Origin of the sequence: Cellulosilyticum sp. I15G10I2, assembly GCF_900095725.1 — a bacterium.
Taxonomy (GTDB): Bacteria; Bacillota; Clostridia; order Lachnospirales; family Cellulosilyticaceae; genus FMMP01.
Map to the genome: position 1 here is coordinate 246,674 of NZ_FMMP01000007.1, position 17,293 is coordinate 263,966.

Annotated in this window: 15 protein-coding genes; 5 read left to right on the plus strand and 10 right to left on the minus strand. The window is 37.2% G+C overall.

The features are described 5' to 3' along the window. Positions 1-136: 136 nt before the first annotated feature. Entirely contained in the window at positions 137-1,240 is a 1,104-nt protein-coding gene (locus tag BN3326_RS07920) for a tripartite tricarboxylate transporter substrate-binding protein (protein WP_069998647.1), read from the minus strand. 148 nt (positions 1,241-1,388) lie between these two features. Then, on the minus strand, positions 1,389-2,720 hold the full coding sequence (locus tag BN3326_RS07925) for an enolase C-terminal domain-like protein (protein ID WP_171903796.1): 1,332 nt from the start codon (positions 2,718-2,720) through the stop codon (positions 1,389-1,391). Positions 2,721-3,129: 409 nt separating this feature from the next. Here BN3326_RS07925 and BN3326_RS07930 point away from each other — a divergent pair, with 409 nt between their 5' ends. Beyond that, positions 3,130-4,050 (plus strand): LysR substrate-binding domain-containing protein, encoded by a 921-nt coding sequence (locus tag BN3326_RS07930; protein ID WP_069998649.1) that lies wholly within the window; start codon positions 3,130-3,132, stop codon positions 4,048-4,050. A 78-nt stretch (positions 4,051-4,128) separates the two neighbouring features. Here the strand turns inward: BN3326_RS07930 and garR are convergent, their stop codons facing one another. From garR to BN3326_RS07960, 6 genes are all read right to left on the minus strand, one after another. Beyond that, the gene (gene garR, locus BN3326_RS07935) at positions 4,129-5,037 is read right to left on the minus strand and encodes a 2-hydroxy-3-oxopropionate reductase (protein ID WP_074463598.1); all 909 of its coding nucleotides are present in this window, start codon (positions 5,035-5,037) and stop codon (positions 4,129-4,131) included. Positions 5,038-5,172: 135 nt separating this feature from the next. Then, the gene (locus BN3326_RS07940) at positions 5,173-6,408 is read right to left on the minus strand and encodes an NAD(P)-dependent oxidoreductase (protein ID WP_069998650.1); all 1,236 of its coding nucleotides are present in this window, start codon (positions 6,406-6,408) and stop codon (positions 5,173-5,175) included. An 18-nt stretch (positions 6,409-6,426) separates the two neighbouring features. Beyond that, entirely contained in the window at positions 6,427-8,340 is a 1,914-nt protein-coding gene (locus BN3326_RS07945; RefSeq protein WP_069998651.1) for a sigma 54-interacting transcriptional regulator, read from the minus strand. A 136-nt stretch (positions 8,341-8,476) separates the two neighbouring features. Then, positions 8,477-8,899: a PPC domain-containing DNA-binding protein gene (locus tag BN3326_RS07950; protein ID WP_069998652.1), complete on the minus strand. Its 423-nt coding sequence runs from the start codon at positions 8,897-8,899 to the stop codon at positions 8,477-8,479. Positions 8,900-9,204: 305 nt separating this feature from the next. After that, positions 9,205-10,095, minus strand: coding sequence for a 4-hydroxy-tetrahydrodipicolinate synthase (dapA, locus tag BN3326_RS07955; protein ID WP_069998653.1), 891 nt, complete (start codon positions 10,093-10,095; stop codon positions 9,205-9,207). A gap of 343 nt (positions 10,096-10,438) precedes the next feature. Beyond that, on the minus strand, positions 10,439-11,347 hold the full coding sequence (locus BN3326_RS07960) for an AEC family transporter (protein ID WP_069998654.1): 909 nt from the start codon (positions 11,345-11,347) through the stop codon (positions 10,439-10,441). A 196-nt stretch (positions 11,348-11,543) separates the two neighbouring features. On the opposite strand from BN3326_RS07960, the gene BN3326_RS07965 reads away from it, so the two are divergent. Together BN3326_RS07965 and BN3326_RS07970 are read left to right on the plus strand one after the other, a co-directional pair. Beyond that, positions 11,544-12,701, plus strand: a complete 1,158-nt coding sequence (locus BN3326_RS07965; protein ID WP_069998655.1) for a CdaR family transcriptional regulator — start codon at positions 11,544-11,546, stop codon at positions 12,699-12,701. A 159-nt stretch (positions 12,702-12,860) separates the two neighbouring features. Then, positions 12,861-14,012, plus strand: coding sequence for a glycerate kinase (locus BN3326_RS07970; protein ID WP_069998656.1), 1,152 nt, complete (start codon positions 12,861-12,863; stop codon positions 14,010-14,012). Positions 14,013-14,345: 333 nt separating this feature from the next. Here the strand turns inward: BN3326_RS07970 and BN3326_RS22880 are convergent, their stop codons facing one another. Next, the gene (locus BN3326_RS22880) at positions 14,346-14,609 is read right to left on the minus strand and encodes a restriction endonuclease subunit S (protein WP_069998657.1); all 264 of its coding nucleotides are present in this window, start codon (positions 14,607-14,609) and stop codon (positions 14,346-14,348) included. Then, entirely contained in the window at positions 14,564-14,698 is a 135-nt protein-coding gene (locus tag BN3326_RS22540; protein ID WP_255363184.1) for a hypothetical protein, read from the minus strand. Before BN3326_RS22540 ends, BN3326_RS22880 begins: the two co-directional genes overlap by 46 nt. Before the next feature lie 451 nt (positions 14,699-15,149). On the opposite strand from BN3326_RS22540, the gene BN3326_RS07980 reads away from it, so the two are divergent. After that, on the plus strand, positions 15,150-15,806 hold the full coding sequence (locus BN3326_RS07980; protein ID WP_069998658.1) for a response regulator transcription factor: 657 nt from the start codon (positions 15,150-15,152) through the stop codon (positions 15,804-15,806). Further along, positions 15,803-17,248: a sensor histidine kinase gene (locus BN3326_RS07985; RefSeq protein ID WP_069998659.1), complete on the plus strand. Its 1,446-nt coding sequence runs from the start codon at positions 15,803-15,805 to the stop codon at positions 17,246-17,248. Before BN3326_RS07980 ends, BN3326_RS07985 begins: the two co-directional genes overlap by 4 nt. Positions 17,249-17,293 lie beyond the last annotated feature (45 nt).

Genomic DNA, 17,293 nt, shown 5'->3' on the forward strand with positions numbered 1-17,293 from the left:
CATTCTGAGAAACAACCTTATAGCAATGAATAACTCAAGCTTATGAGTAGTTTCTCTATATTTACTACTAAAAAGTCGGAAAATCTCAACTTTCAAGAAAGATTTCCGACTTTTTAGTAGTAAGCTTTATTCTATATTATTGAACAGTAAGATCATCAAGTGGTGGTGCTTCATTAATTAACTGAGTAAGAGAATCTCTTTTTTTCATGATATACGCTGAGGCTTCTCCTGAAGGTAGATACCCTGCAGCATATGTAAGTTTTTTCATTTCTTCAATAAACTCAGGATCTGCACTTACTTTCGCCATTGCTGCGTCAAGTTCATCTACTATAGCCTGTGGCGTATCTTTTGGTAAATACATTAAGAAGTCTTTTGAGAATGCGAATGGTTCACCGTATAACTTAATGCCTTGCTCTGCATATGTCGGGATATCTACGCCTTCAATTTCATCAAGAAGTGCCGTAAACTTCATTTTAAGCTGAGCATCTACACCATCTTCTGTATATTGTTTAAGTGAAGAATAATCTGCAAAGATGACATCTGCATTACCATCCCAAAGCATTTGGCATTTATCTGCAGTTGACCCACCTACAATTACAACAACACGACTAGCTACATCTTCACCATATTCTTCTTTAACCCACTCATAGTATGAGATAAATGAAATGTGTGATACACCGCCTGCTTCAACAGCAACACGTACCTTTTGATCAGGATTTGCTTTAAGATATTCTGCTATTTCTTTCATATCATTGTAGGGTGCTTTCTCTGCTGCTGCAAATGCTGCACCTGGGTTGATCCCAACACGTGGCCCAATCACCATATTTTCTAATGCATAAGCCTCATCATATGCGCCAAATGCAACCCCAAGATAGGTCATGTCATGGAAGATCATAATCGTTGAGCCATCACCTTTTCCACCTTTGATCGCGTCTAGGGCCGCTCCTGCACCGACTGCATCAACCTTGCCGTTAAAGTTAAGCTCTTTTGATAAAAAGCGTGTTACTGTATCAGCAACCATATAAGAGTCCCCTGAAGTCGAAGTAGAACCTATTACAACACGTACTCTTTGCTTATCAAAAGCTGAAGATGTATTTTCGCTGGCTTTTTCGGCCTGTGCATCTTTTGACTGGGCAGCCGGTGCTGGTGCTGAAGTTTGAGGTTTAGCAGCACAGCCCATGAGTGCACTTGTACTTAAAACCATAGCCATACCGAGGGATAATAATTTTTTCATTGTCATCGTAAATTCCCCTTTTCATTTTTTATTGAATATTATTTTGTGCATGTTGCATATATTATCTGTACCTTATTAACATTATATATTATAAATACCCATAAGTAAAATTAGTAATGTTTAGATTTCTATTAAAAAAATTAAGAGTCCTGTTTTAGCGTACCATACAAGGTTTCTTAGGATCAAACTTCCAATCTGGAATCAAATACTGCATGCCCATCGCATCATCTCTGCCACCTAGGCAATTTGCTTTGTACACTTCGTGAGCTTTTAAAAGCTGATCCATGTCAATATCAATACCGAGCCCTGGCTTTTTAGGAACTTCTACAAAGCCGTTTTTAATCTGCAACGGTTCCTTAGTTAACCTTTCAATCCCTTCTTGCCAGATCCAATGTGTATCAATCGCATTAATAGCGCCTGGAACAGCTGCCGCAACATGTGTAAACATAGCAAGGGAAATATCAAAGTGATTATTGGAATGAGAGCCCCATGTTAAGCCAAATTCATTACACATCTGTCCTACTCTTACCGAGCCTGACATGGTCCAAAAATGAGGGTCTGCCAGCGGAATATCAACTGACTGAAGTATCATAGAATGGCTCATTTCCCGCCAATCTGTAGCAATCATATTGGTCGCTGTAGGAAGTCCCGTAGCTCTTCTGAACTCAGCAAGGATTTCTCTGCCCGAATAGCCATTTTCTGCACCACATGGATCTTCGCAGTATGTTAAAATGCCATGCATATCTTTGCAAAGTTCAATAGCATCTTTTAGTAGCCAGCCACCATTTGGATCTAGTGTAATTCTAGCCTCCGGAAAAGCTTCTTTCAAGGCTTTAATCGCTTTAATCTCTTCTTTGCCTTCTAATACGCCACCTTTTAGTTTAAAATCATCAAAACCATACTTTTCTTTAGATGCTTTGGCGAGGGCTACTATACTTTCTGGTGTCAGAGCTTCTTCATGGCGAAGGCGGTACCAGTCACAATCACCCTCTGGCGCTTCATCATAGGGCAGATCTGTCTTCTTTCTGTCTGCTACATAAAATAAGTAGCCCAGCATTCTGACCTTATCTCTTTGCATCCCCTCACCAAGCAAGGCAGCAACGGGTACATTAAGGTGCTTCCCAAGTAAATCTAAAAGAGGTGCCTCAATAGCTGTTAAAACATGTACTCCTATTCGAAGATCAAAGGTTTGATTGCCTCTTTTATCTTCTTCTCCTTTTTTATCTAACTCTCTTTTTATATTAAGTAGTGTGTTTTTATACTCTCCAATACTAGTTCCCAGCACTAGGCTTTTGCATGCTTCCAGTGCATCAGTGATTTTAATACCACCCGGCACCTCGCCTACACCTACTGCGCCTGTACTATCTTTTAGAACAACGACATTTCTTGTAAAATAGGGTGCATGGGCTCCGCTTAAATTAAGCAGCATACAATCCTTGCCTGCAACCGGATAAACTTCCATACTTGTAATAGTTGGTGTCATCATCAATCTCCTTCTCAAGCCATATTTATAAATTATCTTTATTAACTTGTTAATTTATTAATTTGTTAACTTATCATGTTTTGTCCGGCACAATAACATTTTTCTACATAAGACGACTTCTAGTTAAACTAAACTCAATCTTTTTATCGCTTATGTATATTTTTATTAAGCTATGTCCTTATTATATATGAAAATTATCTATAAGTAAAATTCATAATGATTAGATTTCTATTAGAAAAATTAAGAGTTGGCTATTCAAAGACCTTTTACTTATGTATTTTAGTTAATTTCCCTCTATTAAATTCTTGCACCAAAAAGTATTTTGTTATATAAATAAGTTAAGATAATTATTAATTAATCTTTTATTTTCTAGATATTCAATTAATAATTTTTAGAGTAAAGGAGACTACCTATGGAGTCAAAGCAATTAGAATATATTATTAAAATTGCCGAAGAATGTAATATTACCCATGCTGCCGAAAAACTTTTTCTTACTCAGTCAGCGCTTAATCAACAGCTACTTAAATTAGAAAAAGATTTAGGCACGCCGCTTTTTCATCGATCAAGGACCAATTGGCGTCCCACCAAAGCAGGTGAGGTGTATATCAAAAACGCACGTGAAATCTTAAGAATTAAAAGAGAGGCTTACCGCATTATCAACGATATCGCGGATACCAAAAAAGGTCACCTATCGGTAGGTCTCACCCCTGGACGAGGGATTATTATGTTTACCTCTGTCTATCCCACCTTTCATCGCTTATACCCTCATATCGTAGTTGAACCCATAGAAATGAGTGTCAAAAAGCAGCAGCAGCTTGTAGCGCAAGGAGATCTGGATATTGCTTTTATGACACTATGCGACTGCCATAAAACAAATGATGCTTATATTACAATCCTGACAGAGGAATTTCTCTTAGCACTTCCTAAACAGCATCCCCTAAGCCACCTGGCAAGTCCGCCCGGGGAGCCCTTGGCAACCCTTGATATTTCCAAACTCAAAGATGACCCTTTTGTTTTGATGTATAAAGAGTCTACCAGCCGAGATGTAGTGGATTCTATTTTTGAAAAATCCAATTTTACGCCAAAGGTATTATTTGAGACCTCCAGTACCAGTACGATTATTACAATGGTTGAATCTAATCTCTGCTGTGGCCTGATTCCTCGCTACTATACCCTTGGTCGGGATGATATGGTGTGTTTTTCTCTTCCCCAAAAAACAACTTGGGATGTGGTAGCCAGTTATAAAAAGGACAGCTATTTAAGCTGTATTGCCCGTGATTTTATTGATCTTGCAAAGAACCACTGGGCCGAGCAGGTAAGAACCCCGTTATAAATAGTTCAAGTCACTTATCTTAGATATGTTCCAAAGATAAGTGACTTGAATTTTAAGTATAAAACTGGGGGTAAGCTTTTATTTTTTAATCGTCGTGCCCGCAAGTTTCTCATAGTATTTTGCAATACCGCTATGATCATCTTGCCCACATCCATCTGCACGAAGCATTTGAAGCATTTCCATCACAGTAGCTGTCATAGGCAGTGGTGCACCTACGTCATGACCTGTGTCTAGTGCATTGTTTAAATCTTTTATGTGTAAGTCAATTTTAAAGCCTGGTTTGAAGTTGCCTTCCATCATCATAGGTGCTTTGGCATTCATAACCGTACTTCCTGCAAGTCCACCTTTTATAGCGTCAAATACCAGCTGTGGATCCACACCAGCTTTAACAGCCAGCATAAAAGCTTCCGATACTGCCGCAATATTAAGGGCTACTATTACTTGGTTTGCAAGTTTTGTTGTATTACCAGCTCCGATTCCACCACAGTGTACAGCTGATGCACCCATTGCCATTAATAAATCATATACTTTTTCAAAAACTTCTTTATCGCCACCAACCATAATAGAAAGTGTTCCATCAATCGCTTTAGGTTCTCCGCCACTTACTGGTGCATCTAACATCTTTACGCCTTTTTGGGCACAAGCTTTTTCTATCTCCTGAGAAGCAAGTGGTGCTATAGAGCTCATATCAACGAGAATGAGTCCTTCTTTTGCCCCTTCAAGTACGCCGCCTTCTCCGCAAACAACTTCTTTAACGTGAGGTGAATTAGGTAACATGGTAATTACAATATCAGATTGGGCTGCAACTTCAGCTGAGCTATTTGCTTCCTTAGCTCCCGCTACAACTACTTCTGCAACAGCCTCTTTATTAAAGTCTCTAACAACTAGTTCATAACCTGCTTTTAATAAGTTTTTGCTCATGGGTTTTCCCATAATGCCTAAACCGATAAACCCAATTTTCATGGTTATAATCTCCTTTAAAATCATATTTGCGATTGTATCTCGCAATCTTATTATACAAAAGTGGCTCTTTTGCTTTCAATTGACAAACACAATGAACTTCTATCATTTTTTTAAATCAATCATACATTCTTTCATTTTATGAAGTGGATGTTTCCATTTTCATTTCAATTGTTCCGCTTCTAAGCTTTGCATATATTCATCCATTGCATCAGCTACCACTTTAGAGTGGGCTACAGCTTCAACTACCGTTCTTGCTCCCTGAACTACATCTCCAGAGGCAAAAATCCCTTCCCTTGTAGTCTGTCCCTTTTCGTTTGCAACTAATAAACCTCTGCTGTTTACCTCAAGCCCTGTAGTGGTAGAGACAATTTTATTTTTAGGTCCTTGGCTGATTGCAACAATTGTAGAGTCTGCAGGATAATGTGTTGTTGTATCTGATATAGCTGCAATATCACCGTTTTCATCATATTCAATCGCCTTAAAGACAGGGCCCGTTTCTGTTAATTCTACGATTTCCTTACAGTACTCAAACTCAACGCCGTCTACTTTCGCGTACTCGATTTCTCTCGGTGATGCTGCAGCTTTAAATGATCTTTCGTAAACAGTAACATGTTTAACACCCTTTCTTAAAGCTGTTCTTGCAACATCCATCGCCGCATTGCCCGCACCAATAACAGCTACCCGTTCTCCTAACTGATAAGAGTCTGGATTGCATAAATAATCAATTGCAAAATGCACATTGCCAAAACTTTCTCCTTTTACCCCTAGCTTTCTTGGGCGCCATACCCCTGTTCCAACAAAAATAGCACGATAACCGTCTCTAAACAAATCATCTATTTCTAGTGCACCACCAATAGATGTATTAGGTCTGATTTTAATACCAAATTCCATTAATTTTTTATGGTATCTATCTAAAATAGTCTTTGGCAATCTAAATTCTGGAATACCATATCTAAGAACGCCTCCAATTTTTTCTTTTGAATCAAATATAGTAATATCATACCCTCTTTTAGCTAAAATAATAGCAATTGTAATACCAGCAGGCCCCGATCCTATTACAGCCGCTTTTTTTCCCTTAGCAGGATTACGTCTTGCCTTTCTTTTATCAAAATAAGTATCTGAAATATAGTGTTCAATACTACTGATGTGTACAGGTACTCCCTTTTTTCCTAGAATGCAGTGTCCTTCACATTGTTTATCATGGTCACAAATGAGCGAACAAACAATGGATAGTGGATTATTATCAAAAATCATCTCACCAGCCCCATCCAGCTCAGCGTTCAAAAAGGTTTGTATCATCTCAGGAATGGGCGTACTGATAGGGCATCCTTCTTTACATAAAGGTCTCTTACAATTTAAACAACGCTTAGCTTCATTAACTACATGTATTGACATAATTGATTAAATCCTTTCTTATATATCGTATTTATTAGATACACCATACTTTTTCATATGACGCCATAAAGTAGTTTTACTTATATTAAGTTCCTGGGCAACAAGTTCACGATTACCCTTGTGTTTTTCCAATAATTCCGCAATAATTGCTCCTTCTGGCGCTTTATAAACGACCACTTTTTCCTCATCATTCACCTGGCGTATTATAGGATATAACTGACCTAATAAATACCTCACAAAGTTTTCATCTACTGTTCTTCTAGGTGCAGTAAGCACCATCCTCTCACAAAAGCTTTCTAGTTGAATCAAGTTACCTTCCCATTGATATTCATAGATCATCTTTTTAGCACCCGTAGTTAAAACGATATAGCGTTCATACTGCGCCGCATATGCTTTTGTATACTCATTTAATAAGATCTCAATGTCCTCTTGTGTTTTTCTTAAAGGAGGAATCTCGAAGGATAATGCATTTAAAGCATAGTATAAGTCTTCTCTAAAAAGTCCTTTTTTAACAAGCACAGATAAATTTCTTCTGCTGGTTGCTACTACTTTTACATCTAAAGTCATTGTTTTTTCAATATCATTTTGAATCAATGTTTTGTATTTAATGGCTTTAAATAAGCGGTATTGACAATGCATTGTGAGCTGTTCGATCTCATGAATTAAAACTGTCCCATAATTACCAATCTCCAATGCACCCTTTTGTTTTTCTATCCCATTATCTGCATAATTATTTCCAAACAATACCGTAGTCTGCATTTCTTCACTCATTCCATTACAGTTAATAGATATAAAGGGTGCATTTTTCCTAACACTATTATTATGGATACTTTGCGCAAATAGCTCTTTTTCTGTTCCTACCTCACCATAAATCAGAACTGGATTTTTTGTCTGTGCAAAAAGCTTAGCAAGTTCAATAATCTCTTTCATCTCTTTGGATTTTCTTAGAATCTGGGTGAAGTTACTCTGAGCGACATACCCATGAAGATACATTTCGCGAAGGGCCTGTGATTCCATTTGTTCTAACTTTTGCACCTTATGACAGGATATAATAGCCCCTTCAACTTCATCATCTACTTGAATAGGTACTGCCATAATAATCAGTGCCATATTATTGATTCTTAAAAAAGAAGAATAACTTTCCTTCTTAGCGCTTAAAACACTTTCTATACTCTCAAAATCAATTTCATCTAAAACATCCCCTATATGTTTGCCTATAATATCTTCGCATCTTTTACCTAATATCTCCTGCATCATATGGTTGGCTACTATAATCACGCCGCTTTGATTAAGTTTTAATATGCCGCTGAAAGAGTAACCTACCAGCGCTTCCATATGTGCATTATGCTTCTTTTCAATTTCTCTGGCATAATTCATATTCTTAGCAATCTGTGTCGCTTGTCTGATAGAATCTTTAGTAGACTCTAAAAAAAGTGCTGGGATGCCTACAATATTGGCTGTGACAACAGTCATCTCCCCACCAATTAATAGCTCTACTTTATCTGCTAATGCTTTATTTACAGCTTCTTGTGTTTCATCACTCTCTTTAATTAAATACCGATGCAGCTCTATATCAAAAATATCATTAAAATAAGTCATGTCACAAAACATATTTGGAAAGCCAATAATACCAATCCGTGGTTTTGCTTTTTGCAAAATCTTTTTAGCCCTAACTATAAGTCTGCCGATTTCTTGACTTGTTAAACAAATTTCTACTACCGGCACATTGGTATAGCTTTTAATTAAAGATGCCTGCATCCCTCTTGCTACAATCAGATCAACACCATCTGCTATAACCTTTCTCGCCTCACTCACTACATCTGCTGTTTTAACTACCTTTAAAGTATGAACCTCGAGGCCTTCCTCTTTAATGACTTCTGCTGCCTGTAAGAGCATTTCATCTCTTGGCACAATAAATGCAATATTTTTCATCTCATTACTCCTTCCTTCATAAATCGTCTTTATCTCATATTGTAGACTCGTTTTAATTAATTGTATATGCTATTCTTTGTCTATTTATAAAAGAGGCTGCCTTGAAATCTCAAAGCAGCCCCAAAATCATATCCTATTATAAATCCATTACATTAAGTCCAATCTTTTCATCAAACACTCTTTCTACTTTACCCTCTAGGATACGAATAAAAATTTCAGCAGTTGCACTAACTATCGCCTCATTTAAGTGGCCGCCATAAACCGTTTCCTTCACTGAATTTGTAATCGTAATATGCAAATGGGAATATACGCCTCCATTTTGTGTAGTAATATTGCCTACAAGCGCTGAGATTTCAAAATCGCCCTCATACGTCTTGGTATAATACTTCTTTTCCTCTGTCGCAAAGAGTCCCATAGCCACATGATTAACAGCACCAATCCCTGTCACATAACCTAAAGTTACATTCTCTTTTTTGCAGATTGCTTCAACTGACCGAACGACATCTTCACCTTTTTCAAGCCTTATAACAATCGTATCGCCGCATACTTTATAGAACATAATTTACCTCCAACGTTGTATAAGAACACTTAAAGATTATCAATGACTAGCAAGTTATTTTAGTATTCGGAAGTTGCCTATGAAATGTTTCGTAAAGAAAATCTTAGTGGTTTATTCAAATGGTTTTTAGGGAGACTGTCTGAGCGCAGCGAGTTTCGACCGTTCATAACCTAAAATGAGAAATACACTCACTTTAGGCTGAAGAAAGCGCTTAGATTTTTAGAAACATGCAATCGAGTAACTGGAGAATACTAAAATCACCTTGCGCCCCTATTCGATAACTTAGTTTTACCTCTACGTAATGGCTATACAAGTCCCATTTCTTTTAAAACACGATTCAACTTCGCCTTTTGATCCGCTGAAAGTTCTGCAATAGGTTCTAGGCATTTGCCAACTTCAAAACCTTGTTGAATAAGCCCTTCTTTAATAACCGCAGGGAAAGTACCCATATTACAAGCTATACGAAGCGGCGCAAATATAAATTGTGCCTCTAACGAACCTTTCAGGTCACCCTCTACATACTTGTTATAAATATCTACTGCAACCTTTGGCGCAACATTGGCACAAGATGCAATTGCCCCTGTTGCACCATAGCATAATCCCGCATGAATAAGCGTATCTCTTCCCATCAGTACATGGAAGTTGTCATTATGACGTGTCAGTCTAATGTATTCCGCTGCGTTAGTCATATCTCCAGTACTATCTTTGATCCCAACAATATTGTCAATCTCAGCAAGCCTCGCTGCAGTCTCAGGCTCAATCGTTACGTTAGTTTTTGGCTTGTTATTATACATAATAATAGGGAGTGTCGTACTCTTCGCAATCGTTTCAAAAAAAGCATACAGCTCATCTTGAGTTTGTGATACAAACATAGGTGTTAAAACAGAAACTGCATCAACGCCTACTTCTTCACATATTTTTACAAGTTCAATAGTCCCTCTCGTCGTAATATGATTAGCTCCGCCATATATAGGTACACGTCCTTTTGTCTCCTCTACAGTAATTTCAAGAATTCTCCTATATTCTTCATTATTAAATGCATAGAATTCTCCTGTCGTACCTAGAGGAAATAAGCCATGTACCCCCGAGTCTATAAAATGATTAATTAATTGCCTAAATACCTTCTCGTTTAATTGTCCATCATCAGTTAGTGGTGTAATAATCGGTGGAATAACGCCTTTTGGAATAAAACTCATATAAGTCACCTTACCTTCTATTTTTTATGATACGTCATTTATTAGATTTACTTAAGATCGAAAAATTTATGAATCTAGTTGAATTATATGAAATTCCATGTCTAAAAACTATTGGCAAAGACTATAAGATTTTTCTTTTTTTCTATTCGCTTTATTAACTATTCAAAAATTGAATGCATTATTTAATTTTACATTTCATCTGTTTCAATACTATAGAGAAACAACATGTAAACTTGAGTTATTCATCACTATAGCAAAAAGTGTCAGCAGCTTTATTATGCCGCTAACACTTTGTTTTTTATGTAGTTACTTGATTTTATAGTATGTATTTTAAGTAATGCCTTTATAAAAATATAGTAAGTATAGGCACTGTAATCATAGATAATACAGTGGATACAAAAACACATTTTGAACCAAATGTATAGTCTGCACCGTATTTTTGTGCGAGCAGCGCAGTTGTAGTCCCTACAGGCATAGCAGTAAGTACTACGGCTACTTTAATTGCAGTTGGATCCATCTGCAACAGTTTCATGGATACCATGACAACTACAGGAATTAGAATAAGACGTATAAAAGTAAGATTGAAAACACCTTTTTCAAATACATTTTTTATGCTAATCTCCGCCAGAATGGTTCCTACTATAATCATCGAAAGCGGCCCCGTACAATCCCCTATATTTTTAATAACCGAGACAACACTCGGATGCAGCTGTATACCAAGCAGCATTTTGATAAGACCTAACCCAACTGCAATCATTCCTGGATTTAATAACGCACTTTTGATTTTTGTTTTCCTGTCAGCCTCTGTAAACAACGAGATACCGGCAGACCATAGAAAAATACGGTTGGGAATGACAAAAACAGATGCATAAAAGAGTGCCAGTTCACCATACGCCGCTGCAACTAAAGGCAGTCCCGCAAATCCCGCATTACTAATAATTGCCCCATATTGCAAAATACTTCTCTTTTCAAACGGGTATTTGCGATAAAGTACTTTTCCAAGAAGCATAGAAAATAGACAAATCAGAAATGATACGACTAGAATAATAGAAGCATATTTTAACTGCTCTATTGAAATATCCTGATTAAATGAATTAAAAATCATACACGGCAGTGCAATCTGAATGATGAAGTCAATATAACTTTGACGGGTCTTACTATTTATAATTTTTCTCTTATTTGCATAAACACCTACTAGAAGATAAATAAATAAGATAGCCTGTATATTAACCATAGAATAAAAATTTTGCATAACAAACTCCTTTTAGTCAGCATGATTAGCCCCATAGTTTAATTAAACCTCATTATAATCTAATTATTTATAATCAGCAACTGACAAAAAAAGTCTTACTGGTTATAATAAAATTATCATATACCCTTTAGACTATGGTGAGATATACTTTCTTAGAAGAAATTTATAAAATCTATACTCATGAGAAGGAGCACTTATGTTATTGCAAAAAGGAACTTGTCAAAAGATTGTTGATAGATTTATCAACATTTTAGATACTAACATTAATATTATGGATTTGAATGGAAATATTATTGCTTCTACCAATAAGGCACGTGTAAACACTTTTCATCCCGGTGCACACTCATGTATTCTAAATAGCAGCGAACTCATTATTACCGAAGCTAATCAGCATCTTTATACAGGTTGCGCACTAGGTATTAATCTGCCTATTTACTATGAAGATGAAGTCATAGGCGCTGTAGGTATTACAGGCGATCCCCAATTTATAAAAGGCTACACTCTTATCGTTAAAGAATTAGTTGAACTGATCGTAGCAGAAGATGAACATCGCAAATATATACAACTGAAAGAAGAAACAAAACGTTCTTTTTTTACTCAGCTTTTTAATGAGCTTCCCTCCGTGCAAGAAGAGGTATTAGAAAGCCGAGCACATATTGCGGATTTCAATTTTTCTGCCAGTAAGCGTATCGTTCTTTTAGAAATCAATACAGCTGATCAAGCTGATAAAAGCAGCAAAACAAACTTTGAAAAACAAAAGATAAAAACTAAAATACGCACTTATATTAAAACAACGCTTCAAATACACGAAGATATCATAGATTTATACGAGGACGAAATCATTCTGATCTTGCATGATCATTTACACCTCGAGGCCTTCCTAAGTAAAACTGCCAAATCACTAATTGACTATTACCAGGTACTACCTAGATTTTATATCAGTGATTTATGCAATCAGCTTAAAGATTACGCCCCAAACTATAAAAAAACTAAAACCCTCGCCACACTTTACAAAGGCAAGGCTGTTTATACCTCTTTTTTATGGGTAAACAACTATCACCTAGAGCTTATGTTAAATACTTTAAGTGAAGGCGAAAAGCTCTTTTACTTAAACACATTTCATAATCTATTTAGCTGCCCCAAAAAAGATCAAGCATACTACGACCTCTTAGAGACGGTGAAATCTTACTTTGAGTGTAATATGAGTAGTTCAGATACAGCAGTTCACATGAACCTTCACCGCAACACCGTACGCTACCGGCTCAATAAATTCAATGACTTATATCAAATAGATATCACGAAACCTTATGAGTGTATGAAAATCTACTTAGCTATTAAGCTCTTTCTAGACTAACATCTTCTGATTGTGCCTCATGAACAAAAAACCATAATTTTATCCTGCCTCTATTGTCCGTTGCACACATTGTAAAACACATAACCTGAAACTATAATAAATATATTAGAAAAAGTCGTTAAACAAATATCTCAAAATATTATAAGTAGAGGTGATGTTATGCAAATTATTGTTGCACCGGATTCTTTCAAGGGAAGTATGAGCGCCATCGAAGCTGCAAACAGTATCGAAAAAGGCATCAAAAAAGTTTTTAAAGACGCTGCTATAGTTAAAATCCCTATCGCTGATGGCGGAGAAGGGACAGTAGATGCTATCATCATGGGGTCAAATGGGACTTATAAAGAAATCAATGTAACAGGTCCGCTTGGCGAAAAGCTTCCTGCGAAATATGGTATTTTGCCAGATGGCAGCGCTGTCATAGAGATGGCCGCAGCATCCGGCATTACATTAGTGCCAAGAGAAAAGCTCAATCCTATGGAGACCACAACTTATGGTACTGGAGAGCTTGTAAAGGCTGCTCTTGACGCAGGTGCTCGTAAAATTGTTATGGGTATTGGTGGAAGCGCCACCAATGACGGCGGTATGGGACTCGCCCAGGCCTTAGGTGTGGTATTCAAAGACCAAGCTGGCAATGTATTAGGCTTAGGCGCTAAATATCTTAAGTCTATCCACACAATAGATGCGTCAGCACTAGATAAAAGATTGCAGGAAGTAGAGTTTATTGTGGCCTGTGATGTTACTAATACGCTTTGCGGTGATCAAGGTGCCTCTGCTGTATTTGGCCCTCAAAAAGGCGCTACCCCCGAGATGGTACAAGAACTTGATACCGCACTCAAACATTATGCTGGTGTCATTAAGGAGCAATTAAAAAAAGATATTTTAGAAGTACCTGGCACTGGCGCCGCTGGTGGTTTAGGTGTTCCTCTTCTAGTATTTTGCAAAGCCACTTTAAAGTCCGGCATCAAAACAGTATTGGAAGCTGTTAATATTGATGAATATCTCAAAGATACAAATCTCATCATTACTGGCGAAGGCAAAATAGATGGCCAATCTGTTTATGGTAAAGTTCCCGTAGGGGTTGCCGAGGCAGCAAAACCTTATAATATACCTGTTATTGCAATAGTAGGTAGTATAGGCGTGGACGCTTCTAAAGTTTATGACTATGGCATAGCTTCGATCATGAGTATCATGGATCACCCAATGTCCTTAGATCAAGCTATCCAATCAGGCAAGGAGCTCCTAGAAGACAGCGCCGAAAGAATGATGCTCATGTTAAAGGCTGGTATGTCTATTACTAACACTTTAAAATAGAGTAACGTAAAAAAGAGTTCGTTCCCTAATTCAATTTATTCCATATTAATATCCATTTGAACTTACTTGTGATACGGTTCTCCGCACCAGACTGTCCGCAAACTACTATTCATAATTTTCTATAGGTCCACAGGGAATTTTAGGGTTCTCCAGTTACTCGCTTGCGTGTTTCTAAAAATCTAAGCACTTTCTTCAAATGAACGGTCGAAACTCGCGAATTATAAACTTTATATACAAAGTTTATAATTGCTGCTCAAACAGTCTCCCTAAAAACCATTTGAATAAACTGCTAAGATTTTCTATACGAAACACTCCAGAGGCAACTTCCGAACCCTAAAATCTCCCTCTACTATGCTTTGCTTTATCCCAAGATAAAATTATTTCTACTATTTTATCTTGCCGTTCTACCTTTGGAACTGCTACCTTTATATTCAAGAAGTTTTCCTTAGTGATATTAGGCATATTTTTACTTGTTCCAGTTGCTAACTTGCTAATATGCTTCTTGTAATAATAAGTGTTAAGAAAATAGTATATCCACTTAGTATTAATGTTTATATTTTTCTTAAATGATGTCTGCCATAATAAATCCGGTAACAAGCATACCCAGAGAGCATCATATCGTCCACTTCTCTTGCTGAACCTGATCCGAGTTCAACCATTTTGCCGATGTCGGCAAAATGGTCCAATATATTGATATTACTATTTTCACAGGCTATCTTTGCTTTTTCGATAACCTTCTTAAAATTAGCCCATTTTGTAGACTTTAAAATCTCTGCTAATTCTCTTCCATACTATCAGCCTTTTAACTATATTCTTCATTTTAATACACTTCACTTATTGGATATATCTATAAAAGAATATAACCTTTCTTCAAACCTCCCTATTAATAATACGGTTCACCGTATCATTGTAACTGCGGTTTTTACCACGCATCCATCAGCAATATTCCTAATTTATCACAACATCTATCTTTTAGCTAATCACTCTGTATATATTGTAAATACTTGGTTACAATGAAAATCACAGTCATTTATGAGCTACGCCTTTAATCAGACTGTGGACTCATTAAATCGAATTTACAACTCTATTACATTAGTTAATTACCATATGTGCTAAAATAAGAACGGAGGTGGTTTTATGGCACACATTCTCATCGTCGAGGATGAGCAATCTATAAATGACCTTATTGCTATGAATCTTGAGCTGGTAGGCCATACCAGCACACAGGTATATGAAGGCAATGAGGCGCTTGAATGCTTAAAACAGAATACTTATTCTCTGATTATCCTAGACATCATGCTTCCAGGTCTAGACGGTTTTTCCCTCATGGAATATGTTCCCAAGAACATACCTGTAATTTTCCTCACTGCCATGGGTAATCTATCTGATAGAGTCAAAGGATTAAAACTAGGTGCAGATGATTATATTGCAAAGCCCTTTGAAACCATTGAATTGCTGGCCCGTATCGAAGCCGTACTCCGTCGTACCCAGCGATCATTAAATATTTTTTCTCTTGATAGTACTGTCGTAAATCTCGAAAGCAGAGTAGTTACGGTGAACGGAGATAAAATCGAACTTACCCTTCGCGAATATGAATTACTGGAAATACTCATCAAAAATAAAAATATCGCACTATCTCGTGAAAAACTTCTAAAATTGGCTTGGGAGTATGACTATTTCGGAGAGACCAGAACAGTAGATGTACACATTCAGAAACTTCGCAAAAAGTTAAACTGGGAAAACAGAATAAAAACTGTATATAAGATGGGGTATCGATTGGAGGTGGACCAGTGAAGTTTTGGCAAAAAGCATTTATTGGCATTCTAATCATTTTCATTGTATCCATCAATATCAGCTCATACCTGACTTCTAAACACAGCTTTTCCCTTAATATGCAACGGGATAAGAATCGGGCACTGGGTGAATATCACTTCATCAGGAATGGTATTCTTGAAGCAATGAACAGTAATTACTACCGCGAAGAAGCTGAGATACCGCCCGTCTCTATGGAAAGTGTGATGCGGTCCTATGCTAATTACTATAGAAAACAAGATGTATTCCTAGAACTGAACCACTCCAATGAGCTTCTTTTCACAAATATCCCTTTTTCTGTCCCATACAGCACAGGTAATGAAGAATTAGATTCTAATGCTGTTAAATTACAGATTCTGTCAAATAGCGGAAAAAGATACTTATATATCTCCGGGAGGGTCCAAGGGCAACTCCAAGATTATACCCTTACTTATGTTCGGGATCTATCTGAACTCTATCATACCCACTCACAACTTATTCGCTATCTCATTACGGTCAGTGTCTCAGTTGAGATAGTTCTGACATTGGTATTGCTGCTTTTTTTAAGACAACTCACTCAACCTATAAGAATTCTGCAAACAGCTACTCGTAAAATCTCTAGCGGCGTATACGACGACCGAATCAGCATCCCAGGCAAAGATGAGTTCCATGACTTAGCAGAAAACTTCAATCAGATGGCTTCTAGCATACAAGAAAAGATTACTGAGCTTGATAAAAACGCTCAAGATAAACAGCGCCTCGTGGACAACCTAGCCCATGAGCTGAGGACACCCCTTACAGCGATTCGTGGCTATGGGGAATATTTGCAAAACGCTAATGCAAGTGAGCAAAATCGCATAAAAGCAGCTGCTTATATTATTAGTGAAACTGATAGAATGCAAAACTTGGCATTTAAACTACTCGATTTGGCTCTTATAAGAAATAGTAAACCAGATGTTCAGAGAATAATACCTTCTGAGTTGTTTCATCAGGTAAGCTTAGTATTAGCACCGAAGTTAAAAGAAAAATCTATCAAGCTTGATATTCATTCCTCATTGAATGAATTAGCGGGAGATTCCATCCTTCTTCAATCACTACTAGTAAACCTTGTAGACAATGCAGTGAAAGCATCTGCCGAGAATTCTTCCATACAGCTATCTGCTTATTTGGATACCGTCCCAATCCTTGAAGTAAAGGACTTTGGATGTGGTATGAACGCGGAGCAGACTGCTTTGGTATGCGAACCTTTTTATCGCGTGGACAAAGCACGCTCGCGTAGTTCAGGTGGGATAGGTTTGGGTTTGTCCCTTTGCAGGGAGATTGCTCATCTGCATGGTGCCCAGTTAAAGATCTCCTCTTGTTTAGAAAAAGGAACCAGCGTTCAAATTGTTTTTACAACTTCTTTACAACCTGCTGAAAACTCCGTAATCTATAACGATGTATGATGTATTTGTAGTACTACATTACATTTATTTAAAAGGAGATTATAA